At 70.7% G+C, this 24,608-nt stretch carries 17 protein-coding genes; 9 read left to right on the top strand and 8 right to left on the bottom strand.

Annotated elements, in window-relative coordinates:
- Positions 1 to 45: 45 nt before the first annotated feature.
- From AB0N27_RS25365 to AB0N27_RS25345, 5 genes are all read right to left on the bottom strand, one after another.
- A complete protein-coding gene (locus tag AB0N27_RS25365) occupies positions 46 to 2,679 on the bottom strand; it encodes a discoidin domain-containing protein (protein ID WP_364374640.1) in 2,634 nt (877 codons plus the stop codon).
- Positions 2,680 to 2,760: 81 nt separating this feature from the next.
- Positions 2,761 to 5,034, bottom strand: coding sequence for a family 20 glycosylhydrolase (locus tag AB0N27_RS25360; protein ID WP_364374637.1), 2,274 nt, complete (start codon positions 5,032 to 5,034; stop codon positions 2,761 to 2,763).
- Between the two features lie 30 nt (positions 5,035 to 5,064).
- Positions 5,065 to 7,851, bottom strand: coding sequence for an alpha-L-fucosidase (locus tag AB0N27_RS25355; RefSeq protein ID WP_364374635.1), 2,787 nt, complete (start codon positions 7,849 to 7,851; stop codon positions 5,065 to 5,067).
- Positions 7,852 to 7,907: 56 nt separating this feature from the next.
- Positions 7,908 to 10,697, bottom strand: coding sequence for a glycoside hydrolase N-terminal domain-containing protein (locus AB0N27_RS25350; protein WP_364374632.1), 2,790 nt, complete (start codon positions 10,695 to 10,697; stop codon positions 7,908 to 7,910).
- A 553-nt stretch (positions 10,698 to 11,250) separates the two neighbouring features.
- Positions 11,251 to 11,982: a FadR/GntR family transcriptional regulator gene (locus AB0N27_RS25345; RefSeq protein WP_364374629.1), complete on the bottom strand. Its 732-nt coding sequence runs from the start codon at positions 11,980 to 11,982 to the stop codon at positions 11,251 to 11,253.
- A 138-nt stretch (positions 11,983 to 12,120) separates the two neighbouring features.
- Between AB0N27_RS25345 and AB0N27_RS25340 the strand changes: the two genes are divergently transcribed.
- The 8 genes from AB0N27_RS25340 to AB0N27_RS25305 all read left to right on the top strand — a co-directional run bounded on the left by AB0N27_RS25340 (position 12,121) and on the right by AB0N27_RS25305 (position 21,401).
- The gene (locus AB0N27_RS25340) at positions 12,121 to 13,749 is read left to right on the top strand and encodes an ABC transporter substrate-binding protein (RefSeq protein ID WP_364374626.1); all 1,629 of its coding nucleotides are present in this window, start codon (positions 12,121 to 12,123) and stop codon (positions 13,747 to 13,749) included.
- Positions 13,750 to 13,852: 103 nt separating this feature from the next.
- Entirely contained in the window at positions 13,853 to 14,809 is a 957-nt protein-coding gene (locus AB0N27_RS25335; protein WP_364374622.1) for an ABC transporter permease, read from the top strand.
- Complete coding sequence (locus AB0N27_RS25330) at positions 14,809 to 16,767, top strand: dipeptide/oligopeptide/nickel ABC transporter permease/ATP-binding protein (protein WP_364374619.1); 1,959 nt, start codon at positions 14,809 to 14,811, stop codon at positions 16,765 to 16,767. Before AB0N27_RS25335 ends, AB0N27_RS25330 begins: the two co-directional genes overlap by 1 nt.
- Positions 16,764 to 17,837 carry an ABC transporter ATP-binding protein gene (locus tag AB0N27_RS25325; protein WP_364374616.1) on the top strand — a complete coding sequence of 358 codons (1,074 nt, stop codon included), beginning with the start codon at positions 16,764 to 16,766 and terminating at the stop codon, positions 17,835 to 17,837. Before AB0N27_RS25330 ends, AB0N27_RS25325 begins: the two co-directional genes overlap by 4 nt.
- Positions 17,834 to 18,772, top strand: coding sequence for a dihydrodipicolinate synthase family protein (locus tag AB0N27_RS25320; RefSeq protein WP_364374613.1), 939 nt, complete (start codon positions 17,834 to 17,836; stop codon positions 18,770 to 18,772). The genes AB0N27_RS25325 and AB0N27_RS25320 overlap by 4 nt, the downstream gene beginning before the upstream one ends.
- A gap of 2 nt (positions 18,773 to 18,774) precedes the next feature.
- Positions 18,775 to 19,710: an ROK family protein gene (locus AB0N27_RS25315; protein ID WP_364374610.1), complete on the top strand. Its 936-nt coding sequence runs from the start codon at positions 18,775 to 18,777 to the stop codon at positions 19,708 to 19,710.
- Positions 19,707 to 20,387: an N-acetylmannosamine-6-phosphate 2-epimerase gene (locus tag AB0N27_RS25310; RefSeq protein ID WP_364374607.1), complete on the top strand. Its 681-nt coding sequence runs from the start codon at positions 19,707 to 19,709 to the stop codon at positions 20,385 to 20,387. Before AB0N27_RS25315 ends, AB0N27_RS25310 begins: the two co-directional genes overlap by 4 nt.
- Before the next feature lie 48 nt (positions 20,388 to 20,435).
- A complete protein-coding gene (locus tag AB0N27_RS25305) occupies positions 20,436 to 21,401 on the top strand; it encodes an acetylxylan esterase (protein WP_364374604.1) in 966 nt (321 codons plus the stop codon).
- 15 nt (positions 21,402 to 21,416) lie between these two features.
- Here the strand turns inward: AB0N27_RS25305 and AB0N27_RS25300 are convergent, their stop codons facing one another.
- Complete coding sequence (locus tag AB0N27_RS25300; protein WP_030333674.1) at positions 21,417 to 21,872, bottom strand: Rrf2 family transcriptional regulator; 456 nt, start codon at positions 21,870 to 21,872, stop codon at positions 21,417 to 21,419.
- Between the two features lie 7 nt (positions 21,873 to 21,879).
- Positions 21,880 to 22,902: an AraC family transcriptional regulator gene (locus AB0N27_RS25295; protein WP_364375004.1), complete on the bottom strand. Its 1,023-nt coding sequence runs from the start codon at positions 22,900 to 22,902 to the stop codon at positions 21,880 to 21,882.
- 200 nt (positions 22,903 to 23,102) lie between these two features.
- On the opposite strand from AB0N27_RS25295, the gene AB0N27_RS25290 reads away from it, so the two are divergent.
- The gene (locus AB0N27_RS25290) at positions 23,103 to 23,879 is read left to right on the top strand and encodes a glucose 1-dehydrogenase (RefSeq protein ID WP_364374600.1); all 777 of its coding nucleotides are present in this window, start codon (positions 23,103 to 23,105) and stop codon (positions 23,877 to 23,879) included.
- 113 nt (positions 23,880 to 23,992) lie between these two features.
- Here the strand turns inward: AB0N27_RS25290 and AB0N27_RS25285 are convergent, their stop codons facing one another.
- On the bottom strand, positions 23,993 to 24,424 hold the full coding sequence (locus AB0N27_RS25285; protein WP_007457244.1) for an SsgA family sporulation/cell division regulator: 432 nt from the start codon (positions 24,422 to 24,424) through the stop codon (positions 23,993 to 23,995).
- Positions 24,425 to 24,608: the final 184 nt, after the last annotated feature.

The raw sequence follows: 24,608 nt of genomic DNA, 5'->3' as shown, positions 1-24,608 counted from the left end.
CGTCCCGGGGCGACGATAGGGGCGCCCCGGGACGGCCGGTACCGGTCAGGCCGTCGAGCCGTACAGGCTGATCTCGGCGGCGGAGGCGTACCCGGCGCCGTTCGCGGCGCGCGTGGTGCGCAGGCGGACGTGCCGGGCGGTGGTGGGCGTGAAGGCGGCAGTCTTGAGGGTGCTGCCTGCGCCGAAGGTGCCGGCGGCGATCTGGGTCCAGGTGGTGCCGTCGGTACTGACCTGGATCTGGTAGTCGGCGATGGTGCCGTTGGTGCCGCCGTCCTGGCGGGGCAGGTAGTCGAGTCTGTCGATCCGGTAGCTGCCGCCGAGGTCGATGCTGAGCTGGTGCGGCATGGGGGCGACACCCCCGACGTAGCGGGTGTGCCAGATGGTGGCGGGGTTGCCGTCGATGGCGTTGGCGGCGGCGCCGTTCTCCCCGACTGTCTCCACGCTGTCCGCCGTCGCGGTCCAGCCGGTACGGGGCAGTTGGGGGCTGCTGCCGCCGCCGATCGGTTCGTCCGTCGGCGTGGCTTGGAAGATGGCGACCTCGAACGGCGCCAGCGTGATGCTCCCCGGTGCGGCCGGACCGGAGACGAAGCCGGCGCGCCGCCCGTCGCGTTCGGTGAACCGGTACCGCTGGTGCGTCCCGCCGGGCAGCTCGAAGACCGTCTGCGGGTTGACAGTGAAACTCTGCGCGGACGCCGACGGGTTGCGCAGCATCAGCATCCCCTTCGACGCGCCCGCCGAGGAGTTCCAGGCGGCAGTGCCGTAGACCGCCCCGGCGGCCGGGTCACCGCCCACCCAGTGCACGTCGCTGAGCAGCCCCTGGTTCGCGCGCGCCCACCTGGCGTTGGCCGCCACGGTGTCCCAGAACCACGCCGCGCCCGGCCGACCCGCGTCGACGAGCGTGTTGCGGACGTACAGCTCCTGAAGGCTCAGCCCGAGCGCGAAGTAGGCGCGGATGTCCTGCGACACCTCGGCCTGGACACTGGGCTTGGTCAGGTCGTAGTCGGCGGTGAACTGGGGTGTGCGGTCGGAGAAGATGATCCCGTGGTTCATCAGGCTCGGGATCGGGAACAGCGGGTTCTGCCTGGCGTTGTTGCGGAACGTCTCCGAGTCGCGGTAGTTGACGTAACGCTGCTGTGCGCTGCCGGCGCCGACCAGACCCGCGTCGTGCCCGTCGCGCCAGATGGAGTCGGTGTACCACAGCCAGTACGGCGACCCCCAGGTGCCGACCGTCGCGTTGACGAACACGTCCTTCTGGTGCGCGCGCAGGTCGCCGGTCAACCCGAGCAGGGCCTCGTAGTCGGCGATGTAGCTGGCGTTCGGGCCGGACTGGTAGAGCCCACCGCCGATGCCGTCCAGCTTGAACCCGCGTACCCCCTGGTTGTCCATCATGTCGAAGGCGACCGACCGGAACCGGTCGTAGTAGCGGGAGCCGCCGAGCTTGAACTGGCCGCCGCTGTGCGTCTCCAACCGCTGGTCGGTCGGTTTGCTCGCGTTGAGGGCCTGGCGGGTGGCGGCGCTGGTGCCGTACCCGCCAAACGGTGACATCCAGACCGACATCGAGGCCCCGTACTGTCCGGCGGCGGCCTTCTGCGGTGCGAAGCCGGTGGGGAACTGGGTCGGGTCGAACGACCAGACGTGCAGGTTCGTCTCGTCGACCGGGGGCGTGCGCAGGTAGTCCCAGCCGTCGTCGACCCAGAAACTGTCGATGGTGGCACCACGGTTGCGCAACTGGGTGCCGAACAGGTTGATGGCCCGGGTCAACTCCGTGCTGTTGATGACCTCGCCCGGCGGTTTGAGATCCAGCCAGCTCTGGTAGTGCAGGAACGTGCGTCGGTCGTGGGCCCGTTCGCGTTGCAGGTAGTACTGGAACGAGCGGCGGAGCTGCCCGGCGGGTGAGACACCGGTGGAGGCCGTGTAGACCCACGACGTGCCGGCGGTGAGGTCACCGGCGCGGGGCACCGCGATGTCGACGGCGGACCCGTTCACACTGGCCTTCGCCATCGGGTTCTCGATGCCGACGAACACCGTCTCGGCGCCCGCCGCGCCGTGCACCAGCGGGCTGCCGTCGTCGGCACCGAGGACCCGCGCGTTTGTCAGGCCCAGTTCGACAAGGCGCAGCGAGGTCACGTCGAACGTTCCGGCCACCGAGCGCACGGTGAAGCTGTGCTGCACCGAGTTGGCCCCGCCGCGCAGTCGTACCTGCCACTGCACGTCGAGCGTCCGGGTGCCGCCGCCGTACCGGAAGGTGGTGGTGACCGCCTTGCCGGCGAAGCGTTCCGCGAGCCGGGCCGCCCCGGCGTTGGCCGGCAGGTCGCTGACCACGGGACCGGCCGAGACGCTCGTGTTCGCCGTCGTGATGGTGCTGCCGTCGGCGAGGGTGAGGGTGAAGAGCCCCCGCATGCTCATCGGCACCGAGGTGTTCGCGGCCCGGTTGTCGAACCGGGTCAGCGACACCGTGCTGCCGGCCACGCTCCAGGTGGCCGACAGCGCCGCGTTGGCAAGTGTGAAGCTGCCGCCGGAGAGCGACGCGGTAGCCGCGCCCGGCGCGACGCCGGGGAAGACCAGACCGGCGGCGTCGGCGTAGGTCGGGTCCGCCGGGACCGCCGCGCCGGCCGGGGCCGGATGGCCCCCGACCGTGGCGACGGCACCGGCGACCAGAGTCAGGACGATGGTGGGCACGACGAGCCGCCGTGGCCGTGGCCGTGGTCGGGATGCGGGTGGCAGTGGCGTGTCGTGCTGCATCGTGCCTCCATCGGTGGTTCAGAGGGTGGTGGGCGTGCTCCAGCGCTGGTTGGCGCCGTTCGTGCACGGCCAGAGGATGAGGCGGGTGCCGTTCGCGGTCGCGCCGCCGTTGGCGTCCAGGCACTTGCCGCCGGTGCGGTAGCTGCTCGTGGCGGCGTCGTAGGTCCAGCGCTGGTACGCGGCTGTCGAACAGGTGCGGATCACGATCGAGGTGCCATCGGTGAGGCTTCCGTTCGCCGGCTCCAGGCACTTGCCCAGGGCGGTCAGGGTGCCGTCGTTGCGGTGGGTCCACGTCTGGTTGCCGCCGCCGTTGCAGTCCCAGAGGTTCACCGCGGTGCCGTCGGCGGTGTTGCTACCGGGAACGTCGATGCAACGCCCGCTGGAGATACCGGTGATGGCACCCCGCTTCGGCCCGTACACCTCGAACTCCTGCAGCGAGTAGCCGTAGGTGGTGGCCCGCTGGGTGCCCTGCACGCGCACGTACCTGGCGGTGGTGTTGAGGATGTGCTCGTCGGTGCCGCCGTCACCGGCGGTGACGGTCACCGCGGTGGTCCAGGTGGTGCCGTTGGTGGAGGTCTGGATCTGGTACGCCCTGGCGTACGCGGCCTCCCAGCGCAGTGCCACGCGTGACAACTCCTGGCTGCTGCCGAGGTCGACCTGGATCCAGCTCGGATCGGTGTAGGCCGACGACCAGCGGGTGCTCAGGTCACCGTCCACGGCCGCCGACGCCGGGAAGGCCGCCGTCTCGGTGGACGACGCGGTCGCCGGACGGTTGAGCGCCAGGTTGCCTGTCGCCACGGCCGGGCCGCCGGGAGCCCGCCCGATGCGGTCGATGATGGTGTTGAAGGCGGTGTACGTGGCCGCCGGCTTCGGCGATCCCCAGGTCTGTTGGGCGACGACGCGCAGGATCGTCCGGATGCCGGCGGCGATCTGGTCCTCGGTCTCCGCGTCCGGGTAGTCGCACCAGACGTGCACCACGGTGCCCAGGTTGCGCGACGGATCGTTCACCGTGTTGTTGCCTTGGAACCGTTCCGGCGTCCAGGTCTCGTAGGCCCACGTCACGCTCGGCTTGCTGATGGCGGGGACGTAGTAGGTGGGATCCCACGCCTGGTTGGAGATGGTGTGCCCCCGGTCCACCAGGGCCTGCGGGGTGATGCCGTAGTTGTACCAGACCTCGACGTGGATGTTCGACGCCGGCCGGATGGTGCCGTCGGTGCCGATCCCGTCGTTCCACATGCGCGTCGTCTTGCCACCGGCGCGCACGATGTCGTTGGCCCAGTTGATGAAGCCGTAGTAGGCGTCCTTCGCGATGGCGTTCGGCCCGTACGTGGCGCGGGCGTACGTCAGCAGTTGCGGGTAGGCGGCGTAGTTGCCGACGTACTCGTCCGCGCCGATGTGCCAGTACCGGCCGGGGAAGAGCGGCAGGAACTCGGTGATGAGGTCCCGGGTGAGGGTGTAGGCACCCGGCTTGGACAGGTCGAGGTAGTAGGGGTTGCGGTTGCCGCTGGTGTCGGTGAGTTGAAGGTCCGGATGGTTGGCCAGGATGACGTTCATGTGGCCCGGCATGTCGATCTCGGGGATGACCTCGATGTGGTACCTGGCGGCGAGGGCGATCAGGTCGCGGATCTCCTGCTTGGTGTAGTACTGCTGCGACATCACCTCCGGGTGGGTGGTGCTCTCCAGCCGGAAGCCGAACGTGTCGGACAGGTGCAGGTGCAACCGGTTCATCTTCAGGTAGGCGAGTTCCTTGACGTGCCGGCGGAGCCAGTCGACTGTGAAGTACTTGCGGCCCACGTCCACCATCAGGCCGCGTTCGGACTTGGTGGGCGCGTCGGTGGTGGTGCCGGCGGGCACGCTCGTGGACTGCTTGAGCAGTTGCAGCACCGTCCTGGTCCCGTAGAAGGCGCCCGCGTCGGTGGAGCCCTGGATGGAGATGCTCGATCCGACAGTCATGGTGTAGCCCTCGGCGGGCTGGCTGCCGCCCAGGGTCAACCGGATGTCGCCGGCAGCCGCGCTCCCGGTGGCGACCGGCACCGTGCGTCCGGTCAGGTCCCGCAGGTCGGCCGCGAAGGTGGCCGCGTCGTCGTTGAGCTGGGTGGTGTACGCGGGGTCGACAACGATGCGGGTCGCGGCACCGAACGTGTAGCTGCCGGTGCCCGCCGTCCACTGCCTGAGCGCCGGGATCACCTGTAGGTCACCCGGCACGGCAGAGGCCGGCGTGGCGGGCACGGTCAGCAGCGCGGCGGCAAGTGCTCCCACCGCTCCGGTGACGCTGATACCTCGAAGACGCATGAACCGTTCCTCTCGGGAAGGGGCTGGAGATCAGCAGGACGCCGGGTTGGCGGTGCTGTCGGTCGCGTACGCGGTGAGCGTCGCGACCTGCGGTACGCCGCGCGCGGCGGTGACCCGCAGCCGCAGCCGGTCGCTGGTCACTGCGGTGGAGAGCGGAACGATCCGCTTGTAGCCGACCGTTCCGGCGGAGGCGACCTGTTGCCAGCCGCCGTTGATCCAGGCGTCCACGGCGAACGCCTCGACGCGCTGGCCGTTGCCGACCGACTCCTGCACCAGGACCCGGTCGAACGTGCGGACCCGGCAGGCGGTCAGCTCGACCGCGCCGGTGGTGGCCCCGTTCGCGGGCGACCAGTAGGTGCCCAGGGCCGTGTCGGTGAGGGCGGCGTGGGTGCCTGTCGCTCCTGCCTTGGCGAACAACTCCCGGCCGTACCTGGCGCGTTGCGCGGTGCCGAACCCGTCGAGGGCTGTGACGTCCGGCGCGTCGATCACGCCGGCCCGGTTGGGCGGCACGTTGAGCAGCAGGTTGGCGTTGCGGCCCACCGCGTTCTCGTAGAGCTGCATGAGCGCGGCCGGTTGCTTGACCGAGCCGTTCTGGCCGGAGTGCCAGAACCAGCCGGGCCGGATCGACACGTCCGCCTCGGCCGGATACCACGACAGGTAGGTGATCGTCCCCAGGTTGCGGCCGATCAATGCACTGGAACCCAGGTCGCCGGAACCGGCACCGGCGAGCATGTCGTCGTCGCGGTTCAGCGCGCCGGGATCGGTGCCCTTGAACGGCAGCGCGCTCCACTCGTCGGCCCGGAACGCCCCGGACTCCGAGCCGACCCAGCGCACGTCCGGTCCGTTGATCGCGATAGTGGCGTTCGGTTGCAGCGCCCGGATCAGCCGGTACCAGTCACCGACCTGGTACGGCTGCGGGTACGCGGTGTACGGGTTCGCGCCGTCGAACCACACCTCGGCCATCGGCCCGTACTCGGTGAGCAGTTCGTAGAGCTGGTTGAGGAAGTAGGCGTTGTAGTCGTCGGCCTGGTACGCGTACGTCTGGGTCGGGGTGCGGGTGTCACCGGCGACGAGCGTCGGGATGGTCACCGCCCGCTTGGCGCTGCCGTTGCCGAACCGGTCGCCTCCGCGCCGGCCGGGGATCTCCGCGCCGTCGGCGGGGGAGAGGTAGAAGCCGACGGCCAGGCCTGCGGCGCGGGCGGCGTCGACAGTGGCCCGCAGGATGTCGCCCTGGCTGGTCCGACCCCACCAGGGGCTGCTGCGGACCGAGTGGGTGCTGTAGCGCGACGGGTAGAGCAGGAACCCGTCGTGGTGCTTGACGGTGAGGATGACCTGCTTGAACCCGTTGCGCTTGAGGACGTCCATCCACTGCGCGGGGTTGACTGTCGTCGGGTTGAACAGGGCCGGGTCCTCGTTCCCGCTGCCCCACTCGACGTCGGTGAAGGTGTTCATGCCGTAGTGCAGGAACGCCGTCAGCTCCCGCTGCTGCCAGGCGAGTTGGGCGGCTGACGGGACGACCTGCGCGGCCTTCTGCCGGATCCGGTCGACTGTGTCGCACCTGTCGACGGTGATGACGGTGGCCGGGGTGACCGGGCCGCTGGTGCCGGGGTTGCCCGCGCAGCCGGGCGGCGGTGGGGTGCCTCCGCAGACCGGCGCGTCGAGTTGGAAGTCGGCCGGTCCGGCGGCGCCGGTCATCGTCGCCAGGGCGATGGCGTCCACCGTGCCGTGCCAGCCCCGGTTCCGGGTGCCGGCGTCGTTGCCGAAGGTCAGCAGACCCTGCGACGCGTTGGCCGCGGCGACGGGTGTGGTGACAGTGGTGCCCACCTGGCAGCCGTTGACGTACGCGACGAGCCGGGCCGCCGAGTCGCTCACGTACTCGTAGGCCAACGCCACGTGGGTGTCCTGCGTGGCGGGCAGGTCCGGTCCGCTCTGCCGGGTGTCGTGGTACGGCGCGTCCGGCCCGTACATGCCGATCTCGGTGGTGGTCTGCGAGCCGTTGGCGTAGCGGTAGTAGCCGCCGCCGGCGAGGCTGAGCACGGTGTCGAAGCTCAGGGTGGCGCCGCTCTGGCGGCGTACGACGGCCTCGGCCAGCAGGCTCCGGTTGACGTACTTCGCGCTGGTCACCGGGATCCGCGGGGAGAACCCGATGCCGGTGCCACCGCCGGTGAGCGTGACCGACGTGCCGCCGATCGTCTCGCTGCCGGCCAGCCGGGTGAGCTGCCCGTCCACCAGTTCGCCGGTAGACGGCGTGTAGCCGGTGGTGGAGGTGAACGTGCCGCTGAAGCCGACGTCGAGCAGCGGTTGGTAGTCGGCGGCGGCGACCCGCCACTGCTGGTTGGTGGCGGTTCCGCAGGGCCAGAGGATGACTGCGGTGTTGTTTGCGGTGCCGCCGCCGTTGGCGTCGAGGCAGGTGCCTGTTGCCTGGTTGCGCAGGGTTTTCGCTGTGGTGTCGTAGGTCCAGCGTTGGTTGGTGGCGGTGCCGCAGGTGGCGATGGTGGCGGCGGCGCCGTTGGTGGCGTTGGCGGCGGTGAGGCACTTGCCCCGGTTGCGGATGGTGGCGTCGGCCTCGCGGGTCCAGATCTGGTTTGTCGCGCCTGTGCAGTCCCAGAGGATCAGGGCGGTGCCGTCGGTGGTGGCACCGCCGGGCACGTCGACGCAGCGGCCACTGGCCACGCCAGTGATCGTGCCGTCTCCCGGTGCCGCTGCGGCCGGTGCCGCCGGCGGGGTGAGTTGGATCAGGCAGGTGGCGAGCAGGGCCAGGGCGGTCAGGGCGGCCCCGCTCGCGCGCGGGCGGGGGCGGCGCAGGGTGGGGGGCATGGGTGTCCTCTCCGAGAGCGGGGCAGGGAGGGGCGGTGCGGTGGTGTGAACGGGTGCTACATCAGCCACTGCTGGTTGGTGGCTGTGGTGCAGGGCCAGAGGATGAGTGCGGTGTTGTTGGCGGTGCCGCCGCCGTTGGCGTCGAGGCAGGTGTCTGTTGCCTGGTTGCGCAGCGTTTTCGCGGTGGTGTCGTAGGTCCAGCGTTGGTTGGTGGCGGTGCCGCAGGTGGCGATGGTGGCGGCGGTGCCGTTCGTGGTGCTGGCGGCGGTGAGGCACTTGCCCCGGTTGCGGATGGTGGTGTCGGCTTCGCGGGTCCAGATCTGGTTGGCCGCTGCGGTGCAGTCCCAGAGGATCAGGGCGGTGCCGTCGGCGGTGGCCGCCCCCGGTACGTCGACACAGCGCCCATTCGCGACTCCGGCGATCGTGCCGGTCGCGGCAGTGGAGACGGCCTGGTAGCGGTGCCCGGCCTCGGCCGTGAACGTCACCCGGTCACCTGTGCGCGTCACCGGCACGGTCTGGTTGGTGGTCAGGTCCACAAGCGACGCGGTGGCCAGCATCGGGTTCCGGACGGTGAGGGTGCCGCTGCTGCCGGCGGTGAGCGTGATCCGGCTGGCCAGGCGGTTGCGCCACTCGGCGTCCACTGTCACGTTGCCGCGTGCCCGCAGACCGCTGACCGAGCCGGTGGGCCAGGCCGCCGGTACGGCGGGCAGCACGTCCACGACACCGGTCTGGCTCTGCAACAGCATCTCCGCGACGCCGGCGGTGGCTCCGAAGTTGCCGTCGATCTGGAACGGCGGGTGGGTGTCGAACAGGTTGGCGAGGGTGCTGCTCTTGAGCTGCTCGGCGAGCATCTTGTGGGCGTGGTCGCCGTCGAGCAGCCGGGCCCAGAAATTGATCTTCCAGGCCTTGCTCCAGCCGGTGCCACCGTCGCCGCGTGCCGTGAGGGACACCTTGGCGGCGTTGGCAAGGGCGGGCGTGGTCGACGGCGAGATCTGCCGGCCCGGGTGCAGGGCGTACAGGTGCGAGACGTGCCGGTGGTCGTTCGTCGGGCTGTCCCAGTCCGCCTTCCACTCCTGCAACTGGCCCCAGGAGCCGACCCGCAGACCGCTGTCGAGTTTGCTCAGCGTGGTCTGCCACTGGGCGCGCAGGGTCGCGTCGACGCCGAGCGTGGTGCTCGCCTCGATGGTGTTGGTGAGCAGATCCCACACGATCTGCTCGCTCATCGACGCGCCGGCCGAGAAGTCACCCTGCTCGGGTGAGTAGCTGGGCGAGACGACCAGCTTGCCGTCGCGCGGGTCGACGTGCAGGTTGGCCCGCCAGAACTCGGCGGCCTCCTTCATCGCCGGGTACGCCTGGTCGCGCAGGAACGCGGTGTCGCGGGTGAAGCGGTAGTGCTCGTAGAGGTGCTGGCACAGCCAGGCAGCCGCCTCCGGGAACCAGAAGGCGGTGGCCCAGTCCTGGACGCCGGTGAAGCCGTACGGGTTGGTGCTGAGGTGGGTGACCCAGCCGGTCGTACCGTAGATGTTCTGCGCGGTGGCCCGGCCCGGTGCCCGCAGGGCGTCGATGAAGTCGAACAGCGGCGTGGCCGTCTCGGACAGGTTCGTGATCTCCGCCGGCCAGTAGTTCATCTGGACGTTGACGTTCGTGTGGTAGTCGGCCTGCCAGGGCGGGCTGTTGGAGTTGTTCCAGACGCCCTGGAGGTTGGCCGGCAGGGAGCCGCCGCGCGAGGACGAGATGAGCAGGTACCTGCCGAAGGAGAAGTACAGCGACTCCAACGCGCGGTCCTGGGCCCGTCCGGCGGCGCCGGTGTAGGCCGACCGCAGGTCGTCGGTGGGGATGTTCGGCATCTGCCCGCCCACGTCGAGCCGGACGCGGTCGAAGAGCTTCTGGTAGTCGGCCAGGTGGGCCGCCCGCAGGGCCGCCCATGTCGAGGTCGCCGCGCCGTCGACCGCCTGGGTCACCCGGGCGTGGGGGTCGGCGCCGCGATAGGTGGGGTACGTGTCGGCGTACGACGTCGCGGCGGACAGCACGACGAGAGCCGAGTCGGCGCCGGCGACGGTGATCCGGTCGCCGCCGTCGGTCCGGGTGCCACCGGTGGTCACCACCCGGTACTGGGTCTCGTGGATCAGCCCGTTGCCGGGCAGCGTGCCCCGCACTGTGATCCGGCCGTTCGCCACCGTGACGGTGCTGCCGGGCTGGGCCGGGACGGCGCGCAGGACGAAGGAGGTCTTCCCGGCCTGGCTTGCCGACAGCCGGGCGACGATCACGTTGCCGGGGTAGCTGGCGACGTACTCGCGCTGGTAGGTCACCCCGCCGTGGGCGTACCCGACGCGGGCGGTGGCCTCGCCGAGGTCCAGTTCACGCCGGTAGCCGCTCACCGTGGCGGGTGTGCCGGACATGTCGAGGTACATGTCGGCCAGGTTCTGGTACGAGCCGAATCCGGTCGCCGGCTGGCCGAGCGCGGTGGCGACCGCGCCGGGTGCCATCCGGGTGTCCCTGTCGATCTGCGCCCGCACCCCGTCGAGGGCTCCGGGCCGTGGTGCTGTCCAGTTGCCGTGGTGGTAACCGGTCGTGCCGGGCCCGCCCGTCCACAGCGTCTTCTCGTTGAGCTGGAGGTGTTCGGTCTGGATACCACCGAAGACCATGGCGCCGAGCGCGCCGTTGCCCAGCGGCAGCGCGTTGCTCTCCCAGTTGGCGGCCGGTTCGTCGTACCAGAGCGCGAGTTTCGGGTCGGCGGCGGCTGCGGCTGCGGCGGAGCTGGTGGACACGGGTGTCAGGGACGCGGCCACCAGAAGGGCCACTGTCGCGGTGCGCAGGATCGTCCGGATACCGCCGGTGAAAGACATAGGGCCTCCTCTATGCCACGGCAGTTAACGTGGGATGTATATTTTTGTCAATGGCGCGAACCTAAGTTCCTGATGACGCTGCATGGAGGCAAGATCGTCTCGTTCGACCATGGAACAACAGGTCATCCGGCCTATTGTTTTGGGCATCGACACATGTTAGACATCTGATGTCGGAGCTGTGATCCCGAAAACATATGATGTATGCGGGAGGTGTGGTGCGGCCTCTACATGCCAGCCGCCCGCTGACCGTCGATGCGCACGATCACCTCTGGAAAAGATCCCGCCGCGTACGGGTGGCTCGGTGACGACCGGATGCGGTCGGTCCGGCGCCCGTTCACCGTGGCCCAGTGGCAGGCCCAGCTACGCGCGGCCCAGGTCGCCTGCTCCGTACTCCTGGAGGCGGGCTATGTGACGAGGCGGAGTCGGACGACCTGCTCCGGTGGGCCGCCGAGGCCCGGATGTCCGAGGCGGCCGTGGCCGCTGACCGGCATCGCCGTCCGACTCTCGGAGCAGCTCAACCGTCAGCGGCACGGTGGGTGGCGATCGCGGCGGGTCAGGCCTGTACGACGCGGGCGATGCTCGCCCGGATGGGCGCGTAGTGCTCGGCGATGGCGGCCTGCAGGCCCTCCACGTTGCCGGCCGCGACCGCGTCCACAATCGCCCGATGCCGCTGGGCGGTGATCAACCGGTCCTCCTGCTCGGTGCGCAGCGTGGGAGCGACGATGGCCTGTACCTGCCAGAACGCCTCGGTCAGCTGGAGGATCAGGTCGTTGCCGAGGGGCTCCAGCAGCTTCACGTGGAAGGCCCGGTCGACGTCGAGGAAGTCCATGCCCTGGGAGGCCAGGTCCTTCATCTCGTCGGCGAGAGCGGAGAGAGCGGTCCGGTGCTCGCTGTCGAGGACGGCGATGACCTGAGCGGCCAGCCCCTGTTCGAGGGTCTGCCGGACGTCGACGACCTGGCCCAGGACGTGGTGGTCCTTCTCGCCGCTCAGCAGGCCGCGGAAGGCCAGGCTCTCCACGAGCGCGGCGAGGGACATGCGGCCGACGAAGGTGCCGTGACCGTGCCGCACCTCGACGATGTCGAGGGCGGAGAGGATCTTGACGGCCTCGCGGATGCTCGAGCGGCTCGCGCCGACCGCCTCGCACAGCTCCGCCTCGGTGGGCAGGATGTCTCCGGGCTTGAGGCGATTACGAAGAATGTACTCCTTGATCTTGGTCGCCACCTCCTGCCGGCGGGGACCCGGGCGCTCCGCACCGCGTAGCGGGGACGCGTCAATGGTCGTCATCTGCCACTTGCCCTTCGTTCACGGATCTGACACGCTCACCATATCGGCATCAGATGTCTGACGTCAGACCCCATTACCTTCGAATCCCTCAGCGCGAGCGGTGACGCGAGCGCATGAAGAGCCTATGGAGGCAGCTACGTGAGCACCACCGTTGAGCTAAAGGAGAGTCGGCGCTTCCCCCCGCGCCGGTTCCGCTCGTTGGCCGTCGCATCCACCGCGGCAACCCTCGCACTCGGGCTTGTCGCGTGCAGTGGCGGCCCCGCCTCGACAAACGCCGTCGAGGGCGGTAACGGGGGTGCGACCTCGATCGAGACCACTCTGGCGTTCACCCTCTCCAGCGGTTTCGACCCCGCGAACGCCTCGTCGGCGGTCGCGACGGCGGTCAACCAGCACATCTTCGAAGGTCTCGTCGATCTGGACCCGGTCACCCGGGAACCCTACCGGGCCCTGGCCAAGGAAGATCCGGTAGCCAGCGCCGACGGGCTCAGCTACACCGTGGGCGTGCGGGACGGCGCGAAGTTCTCCGACGGCACCCCCGTCACCGCCGAGGACGTCGCCTGGTCCTTCGAGCGCGTGCTGAAGCCGGCTGACCCCAAGGCCCCGCCGCTGATGCGGGGCTTCGTGTCGTTCATCGACTCGGTGACCGTGAAGGACGCGACGACAGTCGAGTTCAAGCTGAAGTACCCGTTCGCCCTGTTCTCCGAGCGGATCTCCGTGATCAAGATCCTGCCGAAGGCGAAGACCGCGGACGTGGCCGCGTCGAAGACGTTCGACACGGCGCCGATCGGCTCCGGTCCGTTCAAGTTGGACAGCGCGTCCAAGGAGTCGGGCGTCAAGCTCAGCAAGAACCCGAACTACAACGGCTCGCGTGCGGCCAAGGTCGAGACGATGACCTGGAACACCACCTCGGAGGCTTCCGCCCGGGTGTCCGACCTTCAGGGCGGCCGCGTCCAGGCCATCGAGTCGGTGCCGTACCTGAACGTCGACTCGCTCAAGGGCAAGTACACAGTCGAGGCGAAGCAGGCCTTCAACCAGGTCTTCCTCATGTTCAACTCGTCCGCGGCGCCCTTCAACGACAAGCGCGTACGCCAGGCTCTGCACTACGCGATCGACAAGGACTCGGTCATCAAGACCGCGCTCAACGGCTACGGCACGCCGGCGACGAGCTACCTGGACGAGGGCAACAAGGACCACCAGAAGGCCGCCACCGTCTACGACTACAACCTGGACAAGGCCAAGGCCCTGCTCCAGGAGGCCGGCGTCACCAACCTGACGTTCCAGCTCGACACCACCGACAACTCCGTCGTCAAGGATGTCGCCCCGCTGGTCATCGAGCAGTGGAAGAAGATCGGCGTCAACGCCAGCCTCAACACGGTGCCCTCGTCGGCCATCTACGGCGACGTCGTTCCGAAGGACACCTTCCGGGTGCTGATGGCCACCGGCGACCCGAGCGTCTTCGGCGTCGACACCGACCTGCTGATGCGCTGGTTCTACTACGGCGAGACCTGGCCGGGTCAGCGGTACCGCTGGAACGCCGCGGACCGCAATGCCATGGCTGACCTGCTGGACAAGGCGGCGCAGACCTCCGACGAGGCGGCCCGCAAGGCGCTGTGGAAGCAGGCCCTGGACAAGGTGGCCGACGAGGCCCCCCTGTACCCGATCCTGCACACCAAGGTCGTCACCGCGTACGACCCGTCGAAGCTCGACGGCTTCTCGGGCGCGGCGACCACCGGCCTGTACTTCCTGGGCACCAGCCGAAAGGGCTGAGCCCGCCTCGGGGGCCCCACCCTGGCCCCTGCGCGTCCCGCCCAGCCCCTGTCCCTCGGGCTGGGCGGGACGCCCCGGCGGCCCTCGACGAGAGAAAGACACCATGCTGAGCGTTCTGAGTCTGGTCGCGCGACGACTCCTGACACTGATACCCCTGGTGCTGGGCATCACGATCTTCGTCTTCGTGATCATGCAGTTCTCCCCGATCGACCCCGCGCTGTCCGTCCTCGGCGATCAGGCGACCCCCGCGCAGGTGGCCGCGTTCAAGGCCGCCAACGGTCTGGACGACCCGCTGCCCCTGCGGTACCTGCACTTCCTTGGTGACCTGCTCCGGGGCGATCTCGGCGTGACCTTCCCGCCGTCCGTCCCGGTCGCCGACAAGATCGCCACCGCGCTGCCCCTGACGATCCAGCTGACGGCCCTCGGGATCGTCGGCGCGTTGGTCATCGCACTGGGCCTCGGCATCCCCGCCGCGCTGTACCGCGACCGCTGGCCCGACCAGATCATCCGGTTCGTCTCGATGGCCGGTATCGCCATGCCGTCGTTCTGGCTGGCCCTGCTGCTGATCCAGGAGCTGTCGGTCCGCCGCCCCGTCTTCCCGACCGGCGGATACGTCAACCCCGGTGACTCGTTCTCCCTCTGGCTCCAGTCCCTCGCCATGCCCGCGCTTGCTCTCGCCGTGCCGGTCGGCTGCTCACTTGCCAGAATCGTTCGGACGTCGATGGTCGAGGAACTCGACAAGGACTACGTGCGCACGGCGATCGGCGCTGGACTGCCACCCCGCGTGGTGATCGGACGCAACGTGCTGCGCAACGCGCTTGTCAACCCGCTCACCGTGCTGGGCCTGCGGATCGGTTACCTGCTGGGCGGCACCGTCGTCATCGAGGCCATCTTCTCGCTGCCCGGCATGGGCACCCAGATCATGAGCGCGGTGCAGCAGAACGACACCGCGCTCGCGCAGGGGACCGTGCTGACGATCGCCATCTGCTTCGTCTTCGTGAACCTGGTGGTCGACATCCTCTACCTCTTCGCCAACCCTCGACTGCGCGGAGCCCACTGATGCGTCGAACACTCACCGCCCGGCTGTCGGCTCCCGGCATCGCCTTCAAACGGCTCGGCCTCACGGCCCGGATCGCACTGAGCTTCGTCCTGCTCATCGTCGTGGTGGGCATCTTCGCGCCGCTGCTCCTGCGGCACGACCCCGCGCAGGCCGGGCTCGGCCCCGCGCTGACCGGCCCGAACGGCGACTACTGGTTCGGCCTGGACAAGCTCGGCCGCGACGTGTTCTCGCGGCTGGTCGCCGGCACCCGACGCTCGTTGATCGTGGGCTTCGGCGCCGCCGGCATCGCCCTGGTGGTCGGCGCGATCCTGGGCGCGCTTGCCGGAACCAGCCGGCCGGCGGTCGACGAGGTGGTGATGCGGTGCCTCGACGTCGTCATGGCATTCCCCGCCATCGTCCTCTCCGCCCTGCTGATCATCTCGTTCGGCAAGAACAGCCTTCTCGTTCTCGTCGTCGCTATCGGTTTCGTCTTCGTTCCCCAGATCGCCCGTATCGTGCGCGCCAACGTGCTGTCGCAGTACCGGGAGGACTACGTCGCCGCCGAGAGGATCATCGGCGCCCGACGACCGCACATCCTCTGGCGGCACATCCTGCGCAACTGCGCCGCGCCGATCCTCGTGTTCACCACCGTCATGGTGGCCGACTCGATCGTGTTCGAGGCGTCCCTCTCCTTCATCGGCGGCGGGCTGGCGCCCCAGGAGGCCGCCTCCTCGTGGGGGTCGGTCATCGCCTTCGGCAAGGAGATGGTCCAGATCGGTGGCTGGTGGGCCACGTTCTTCCCCGGCCTGCTGATCCTGTTGACGGTGCTCGCCCTGAACGTGCTCTCCGAGGGCATGTCCGACGCCTGGGCCGCCCCGGCGGCGCGGCGGGCCACCACCACGAAGGCCGGCGACGCGCAGGAGGAGGCGCAGCCCGGCTCCGGTGAGGTGGTGCAGCTGCCCGGCCTGCCCGAGGCGGCGCAGCGACTGCGCGAACGGGCCCGTCCGCTCCCGCAGGGTGAGCCCGTCCTGGAGGTCCGGAACCTGTCGATCGGGTTCGAGGGGCGTCACCGGGGCGTGGACATCGTCGACGACCTGACCTTCGACGTCCGCCCCGGCGAGGTCCTGGGCCTGGTGGGGGAGTCCGGCTCCGGCAAGTCCCTGACGTCGCTCGCCGTGATGGGTCTGCTCCCGCAGGGCGCCCGGGTACGCGGCGAGGTCCGCTTCGCGGGCAGCGACCTGCTCACGATGAGCACGAAGCGGCGCCGTGCCCTGATGGGGCGCGAGATCGCGATGATCTACCAGGACGCCCTGTCGGCCCTGAACCCCTCACTGCGCATCGGTCCCCAGCTCGCCCAGATGATCAGCCGTGGCGGCACCCGGTCCGCCGAGGAGCTGATGGAACTCGTGGGCCTGGACGCGCAGCGCACCCTGTCCGCGTACCCGCACGAGCTCTCCGGCGGGCAGCGGCAGCGCGTGGTGATCGCGATGGCCCTGTCCCGGGACCCGCGCCTGATCATCGCCGACGAGCCGACCACCGCGCTCGACGTCACGGTCCAGGCGCAGGTCATGGAGTTGCTGCTGCGGCTGCGCGGCCAGTTGGGCTTCGCGCTGATCCTGGTCAGTCACGACCTGGCGCTGGTCAGCGACGTCGCGGACCGCGTCGTGGTGATGTACGGCGGGCAGATCGTCGAGAGCGGTGTCACCGCCGACGTGGTCGGGGCGCCGGCGCACCACTACGCCCGTGGCCTCCTCGGTTCCGTGCTCTCCCTCGAGGCCGGCGCGGAGCGGCTCACCCAGATCCGCGGAGTGGTGCCGTCGCCCGCCGACTTCCCGGCGGGCTGCCGGTTCGCCGACCGCTGCCCCATGGCCACCGAGATCTGCCGGGAGGAGACGCCCCGCCTGGAGGGCGTCGCCGCCCACCGGTACGCCTGCCACCACCCGGCCGTCACCGTCAGGGAAGAGGAGCTGGCCCGATGAGCGCGTCAGTCCCACACCAGTCGATCGTCGAGCTGCGCGACGTGCACGTGGTCCACCGCACCCGCGGGGGCGGCCTGTTCAGCCGCGAGCGGGTGTACGCCCTCACCGGCGCGGACCTGACAGTTCGCGCCGGCGAGACAATCGGTGTCGTCGGCGAGTCCGGCTGCGGCAAGTCCACGATGGCCAAGGTGCTCGTGGGTCTGCAACGGCCGACGAGCGGCACCGTCGCCTTCGCCGGCAAGGACGTCTGGTCGATGAACGCGGCGGAACGCCGGCTGCACATCGGTGCCGGCGTCGGCATGATCTTCCAGGATCCGGCCACCTCGCTGAATCGGCGCATGCCAGTCCGGGACATCCTGCGCGACCCGCTCGACGTGCACCGTCGCGGCACCCGCCGGGAGCGTGAGGAGCGGGTCTCCGAGCTCATGAACCTGGTGGGCCTGCCCCGGTCGGTCGCCGACGTTCTGCCGAGCCAGCTCTCCGGCGGCCAACGCCAGCGGGTGTCGATCGCGCGTGCCCTGGCCCTGGAGCCGGGCCTGGTCATCGCCGACGAGCCCACGAGCGCCCTCGACGTGTCGGTACGGGCGCAGATCCTCAACCTGCTCCTGGACCTCAAGGAGCGGCTGAACCTGGCCATGGTCTTCGTCTCGCACGACATCCAGACGGTCAAGCGGATCAGTGACCGCGTGGTCACCATGTACCTCGGCCGGATCGTGGAGCAGACACCCGCCGCCGGCCTCCCCGAGGTCGCGCAGCACCCGTACACGCGGGCGCTCTTCTCCGCCACGCCGGGTCTGCTCTCGCCCCTGGATCCCATCCCGCTCGTCGGCCCAGTCCCGCTCGCCACGAAGCCGCCGACCGGATGCCCGTTCCGGACCCGGTGCTGGAAGGCGACCGACGGCTGCGCCATCGAGATGCCGCCGGTCCGGTCGGGCGACGGCGGCGCCGGCTCCCACGAGTTCCGGTGCTACCACCCCGTACCCGCTGGTTCCAGCAACGCGGAGCTGGTCGAGCTCGCCAGAGCGTCGACCGGCCGTACCACCCCCCTACATGTCGAGGAGACAGCGTGACCACCCCTGCCCCGCGGTTCGCCGGAGTCGTGCCGCCGGTCGTCACCCCCCTGACCGAGGAGGGTGCGGTCGACGTCGCCTCCCTGGAGCGGCTCGTCGAGCGGATGCTCGCCGCAGGCGTCGATGGCATCTTCGCCCTCGGCAGCTCCGGTGAGACCGTGTTCCTCACCGACAGCCAGCGGGACCAGGCCCTGGAGACCGTGGTGAAGACCGTCGGTGGCGCCGTACCGGTCATCGCCGGCTGCATCGAGCCGACCACCCGCCGCGTCCTGGACCGGGCCGAGGCGTCGACGCGTCTGGGCGCGGACGGCCTGGTGGCCACCGCTCCCTTCTACGCCATCGTCGGCCCGCACGAGGTCGAGCGGCACTTCAGGTCGCTCGCCGCGTCGGTCGAGCTGCCCCTGCTCGCGTACGACATCCCGGTCTGCGTGCACACCAAGCTCTCCCCGGATCTGCTGAGCCGGCTCGCCGCGGACGGCGTCCTCGCCGGCGTCAAGGACTCCAGCGGCGACGACGTCTCCTTCCGCCAGTTGGTGCTGGCGATCGCGGACCGTGCGCCGGACTCCGGCTTCAGCCTGTTGACCGGCCACGAGGTGGTGGTCGACGGGATGATGCTCGCCGGCGCCTCCGGTTCGGTCCCCGGACTGGGCAACGTGGACCCGGAGGGTTACGTGCGCCTGCACCGGGCCTGCGTCGGCGGCGACTGGAATGCCGCCCGCGCGGAGCAGGACCGCCTGACCCGGCTGTTCCGGATCGTCGACGCGGCCGATCCGGCGACGGCGGCCGGGGCCACCCGGGGCGTGGGCGCGTTCAAGACGGCCCTGACCCTGCTCGGTGTCATCGACAGCAACGCCGTGTCGTTGCCCCTGCGACCGCTCGACGCCGACGAGACGGCGCGGGTGCGGGGCCACCTGGAACTGGCGGGGCTCGTCTAGCCATGCCCACGGTACGCACGCCCCCGGTCGTCGCCGCGCTCGACATCGGGGGCACCAAGACGGCTGCCGCCATCGTGACGCGCGACGGCGAGGTCGTCGACCGGCTCACCGCCGCGACCCCCGGTCGCGCCGGGGCGACCGCCATCCTCGACACCGCCGCGGATCTCGTCGATCGTCTGCGGGCGAGGGTGACGGGGGCACCCGTCGGCGCCCTCGGCGTCGGCAGCGCCGGCGTGATCGACCACCTGACGGGCCGGGTGCTCTCGGCCACCGACGCCCTCGCCGGTTGGGCCGGCACGGACCTCAGTGGACGACTGCGGGAGCAGCTGGGCGTACCCGTGTGGGTCATCAACGACGTGCACGCGCACGCCCTCGGTGAGGCGCGGCACGGCGTCGCGGCCGGCTACGGGACGACGCTCTTCATCGCGGTAGGCACCGGCATCGGCGCCTCGTTCGTCATCGACGGCGCCGTACTCACCGGCGCCCACTCGACGGCCGGCCACGCCGGCCACCAACCCTCGCCGTACGCCGGGCAGTTGCCCTGCACCTGCGGCGGGCAGGGTCACCTGGAGGCGATCGCCTCCGGGCCCGGCCTCACCGAGGAGTACGTGCGGCGTACCGGCCGGCGGGTCGACGACCTGCGGTCGGTGGCCGCCCGGGCGGCGGACGGCGACGACACGGCCCGGGAGGTGATCCTGCTGGGCGGGGCCGCCGTCGGCTCGGCGGTCGGCGGACTTGTCAACATGCTCGACCCCGGTGCCGTCGTGATCGGCGGCGGGGTCGCCGGCCTCGGCGACCTCTGGTGGCAGGCGCTGCGGGACGCCGTGCGCCGGGAGACACTGCCCAGCCTGGACGACGTGCCCGTGCTGGCCTCCACTCTCGGCTCGGACGCCCCACTTCTCGGCGCCGCCACACTCGCCTGGAAGGGCATCTCATGAACCCGTTGATCGAAGGGCTCCGCCACCGTCTGGTCGTCTCCTGCCAGGCGTACCCGGGTGAGCCGATGCGCACCCCGGACACGATGCGACGGGTGGCCCTCGCCGCCGCCAAGGGCGGAGCCGCAGGCATCCGCGCCCAGGGTCTGGCCGACATCGCGGCCATCCGGGAGGCGGTCGACCTGCCGCTGATCGGGCTGTGGAAGGACGGGGACGACGACGTCTTCATCACCCCCACGCTTGAGCACGCGCTGTCGGTGGCCCGGGCCGGCGCCCACGTCGTCGCGCTCGACGCCACCGCGCGGCCCCGGCCGGACGGTCGAAGCCTGCGCGAGACAATCGCCGCCGTCCACCAGTTGACCGGGGCGCTGGTGATGGCGGACTGCTCCACCCTCGCCGAGGGGATCGCCGCCGCCGCGGCGGGCGCCGACCTGGTCGGCACCACCCTGGCCGGCTACACCGCGTACACCACCAAGCAGCCCGGACCCGACCTGGACCTGGTCGCCCGCCTCGCCGCCACCGTCGACGTGCCGGTGATCGCGGAGGGCCGGATCCACACCCCGGTCCAGGCGGCGCAGGCGCTGCGGGCCGGGGCGTGGTCGGTGGTCGTGGGTACGGCGATCACCCACCCCACCACCATCACCGGCTGGTTCGCCTCGGCGATGGCCAACGCCCGGTAGGGCACCCCCCACACCAACCGACAACCCTGCTGTCACGGAGGCCGTGCTGTGGCTCTGAGCGATCTCACCCTCGCCGAGTGTTGGGCGTACCGACCCGAACTGGCTGTTCCGGAGGACCTGGACGCCTTCTGGGAGCGGACGCTTCGCGCCGACGAACCCGCGGCGGCGACGTACGAGCCCGTCGAGACGGGCCTGACCCAGATCCGCACCCACGCGGTCACCGTCGCCGGCTACGGCGGCGAGCCCGTGCACGGCTGGCTGCACCTGCCGGCGGACGCCACCGGACCGTTGCCGTGCGTCGTCGAGTACCTCGGGTACGGCCGGGGCCGTGGCCTGCCCCACGAGAAGCTGTTCTGGGCCGCGGCGGGGTTCGCTCACCTGATCATGGATACCCGGGGGCAGGGCTGGAGCGCCGCACCCGGTGCCACCGCCGACCCGGACCGGTATCCGGCGGGAACCGTCCCGGGCTTCCTGACCCGGGGCGTCACCAGCCCTGACGACTTCTACTACCGCAGGCTGATCACCGACGCGGTCCGGTTCGCCCAGGCCGCCGGTGACCATCCCGCCATCGACGCCGACCGGGTCGCCGTCACCGGCATCAGTCAGGGCGGCGGCCTCTCGCTGGCGGTGGCAGCGCTGGTCCCCGGCGTGGCGGCGGCCATGCCGGACGTGCCCTTCCTCTGCGACTTCCGGCGCGGCGTCCAGGTCGCCGGGGCGGGCCCGTACGGCGAGATCACCGAATACCTCGCCCTGTACCGCGACCGGGCCGGCCAGGTGTTCCGCACCCTGTCGTACGTCGACGCCGCAGTGCTCGCGCCCCGCGCCACCGCGCCCGCGCTGTTCTCCATCGCCATGATGGACCGGACCTGCCCGCCCTCGACCTGCTTCGCCGCCTACCACAGGTACGGCGGTGACAAGGAGGTGCGCGTGTACGAGTTCAACGACCACGAGGGTGGTACGGCGCACCAGCAGGTCGAACAGCTCACCTGGCTGGGCAAGCTCTTCGGCCGCTGAGGACGGCCGCTGGAGTCAGCGTGGTTCCCAGGCGTCGGGCAGGGCGGTGAGTTTGCGCACGTGGGCGGGCAGCCGGCCGCTGACGATCTCGGCGAGGCTCACCTCGTCGACCACCCGCCGTACGGCGGCGCGCACCGCCACCCACAGGCCTGGCAGGTTCTCCGCCGACCCCTCGTACCGAGTCTCCTCGGGGCGCAGCCCGCGTACTCCCGCGAGGGGGCCCTCGACGGCGCGCAGCACCGCGCCGACTGTCACCTCGCGCGGCGGACGCGCGAGGGTGTAGCCGCCCTCGGCGCCGCGCTGGGCGCGCACGATGCCGGCGCGGCGCAGGTCCGCCAGGACGGCCTCCAGGAACTTGCGGGGCATGTCCTGCTCGGCGGCGATGGCCTGGGTGGACAGCAGTGAGGGGTACGCGGTGGCGAGGCTCAGCGCCGCCCGTACCGCGTAGTCGCCGCGCGCGGAGATCTGCACCCTGCCATCATGCCCGGCCGGTGCCGCCACCCGGGCCGGTGGGCGACCCGGTTCGGGTGCTGTGGCCGCCGTTGGCCGGTTCGCCGGTGCCACCGAGGCGGAAACGTCCCGCGTTGACGCCGGCGCCCTCGGCCGGCGGTCGGGGGCGGACCACCCGGCCGGTGGGCGGATGGTCCCGCGCGGCACGGAACGCGCCGGGGCTGATCCCCACCTCCCGGGTGAAGAACCGACCGAAGTTGGTGGGCTCGGAGAACCCGAGTTGCCTGCCGATCTGGGCGATCGGCTCGTCCGTCGCGGCGAGCAGGCGGGCGGCCTGCAACGCGACCCGTTCGTCGATGACCTGCTTCGCGCTGTTACCGGTGACGGCCAGGCAGGCCCGGGTGAGGGTCCGCACCGAGCAGCCGAGCGCGGCGGAGTAGTCCTCCACCCGCCGGGTGAGCTGGTAGCTGTGCTCCACCTCGCGGCGGAACCTGCGGAACGTCTCCACCTCGCGGCGGAACCTGCGGAACGTCTCCACCTCGGGCCGGAGCGGCGCGTGGTCGGCGTCGGGCAGGGTCAACCGCAGTAGCAGCACGGCGAGTTGGTGGCGCAGCAGAGCCCGGCCGGCTGGACTGTCGCCGTGCCGTTGACAGTCCACCGCCAACTGGCTGACCTCGGTGATCACCGCGTCCTCGTCCTCGCCGGCCAGCTGCCGCCACGCCGCCGGGGCGTCCGGGTCGACGTCGAACCCGCGCAACGCCCCGGAGTCCCAGCCGACCACCGTGCCGTCGAACTGCGGGCCGGGACAGCGCAGCACCTGACCGGCGCGGACCCGCAGCAGCGTGCCCGGTCGGCACGGCAGCAGGTGGAAATCCAGCTCGGCGTCGCCGTGCCCGCGGGTGGTGAGGATCAGCAACTCCCGTTCGACAAGCACCGGCCGACGCCAGACCCGGTCGCGGGCCAGGTCGGCCAACGCGAACGTGGCGATCTCGTCGGGGACGGGTGACGCCGTTCCGATCGATGGCGCGGGGGAGGGATCGGTGGGGACCATCGCCTGCGACGGTAGCCCGAACCGCAGGTCACCGCATCCCATCTCGGGCGAGATGGTCGTCATGGGAACCGCGGGCTTGTTCCGGTCCGGGCGGCCGGGCTACGTTACCCGGCGGTAGCGCCGTCCGGTCCGCGGTCCGCCCGGCGCCCCGCCGGCCGCCCACACCGCCGGTGGACCCGCCGACTCGCGATGGGATGGGCATGAGGCAGCTGTTCTCGGTCGAAGGCAAGACGGTTCTGGTCACCGGCGGCTCGCGGGGGATCGGTCTGATGATCGCCCAGGGCTTCGTCCGGGCCGGCGCCCACGTGATTATCTCGTCCCGCAAGGCGGACGTCTGCGAGGCGGTCGCCAAGGACCTCTCCGCCGAGGGCCGCTGCGAGGCCATCCCGGCCGACCTGAGCGACGACGCCGGCGCCGAGGCGCTGGCCGCCGCCGTACGCGAGCGCTTCGGACGACTCGACGTGCTCGTCAACAACGCCGGCGCGACCTGGGGCGCACCGCTTGAGGAGTACCCGGAGTCCGCGTTCGACAAGCTCTGGGCGGTGAACGTCAAGGCTGTCTTCCGGCTCACCACGTCGCTGCTGCCGGCGCTGCGCGCCGCCGCCAGCGCCGACGACCCGGCCCGCGTGATCAACATCGGGTCGATCGACGGCATCCGCGTGCCGTGGATGGAGGTGTACGCGTACTCGGCCACCAAGGCGGCCGTGCACATGCTCACCCGTGGCCTCGCCCACCAGTTGGCCGGCGAGCAGATCACCGTCAACGCCATCGCGCCCGGCCCGTTCGAGAGCAAGATGATGGCGTTCGCGCTCAACGACCCGGCGAGCCGCGCCAGCATCGAACAGCAGGTGCCGCTGGGCCGTATCGGTCGCCCCGAGGACATGGCCGGAACCGCCATCTACCTCTCGTCGCGGGCCGGCGCGTACCTCACCGGGGCCGTCATCCCCGTCGACGGCGGCATCACCACGCGCGGCTGAGCACCGGCCGACCCGGGGCGGACTGTCCGCGTACCCCTTGGTGTGCCGGGGCCGCGCGGACTCGGCAGATCCGCGCGGCCCCGGTGTGGCCGGTGTTCCCTTTCCGGCGGTGCTCAGCGACCGGCGAGCAGCCGGTTCACCGCCGTGTCGACGTCCAGGTGCTCGGCCTCGCGGCCGCGCGGGACGACGACGTACGTCCGTCGAAGGAATCGCACCAGGACGCTGCGCGGCACCTCGAAGAGGGCGTTGCCGTCCGGTGACGACAGGGCCAGCGCGACGAAGTCGCCGCGCGGGGTGGCCCAGGGCCAGACCCGCACATCCCCGATGCCGGCCGGCTCGTCCAGACCGGTGACCAGCAGTTCGCGTGCGAACGACCAACTCACCGCCTCGCCCCCCGCCGATTCGGCATGGAACAGGACATGGACCGCATACGGGTCAGCAGGGTCGTAGCGCAGACTGGCACGCACCGGCAAGGCGGTGGCGTCAGGTGCGACGAGCCTTAGCGACGTCTCGACCTCTACGGTCGTCGGTCGAATGACACTCATGGACGTTCTCCCCCCGGCACCGCTGCGGAACGCGCGTGTCCCGCTTTTCCCATACTCAGGTGCTACTCCTGGCTACGCTCCGCCATACGCTGACTTCACCCAGTGGTGGGAAGGGGGACGGAAAGGCCGCGTGAATGTGAGGATTCATGTAGGATTTCCGGTTCTGCCCAGTGCGTGATCCCGC

This window comes from Micromonospora sp. NPDC093244 (assembly GCF_040683695.1).
In the GTDB taxonomy this organism is placed as follows: Bacteria; Actinomycetota; Actinomycetes; order Mycobacteriales; family Micromonosporaceae; genus Micromonospora.
Note: the sequence above shows the minus strand (reverse complement) of the source record. Positions and strands in the feature narration are given on the sequence as shown.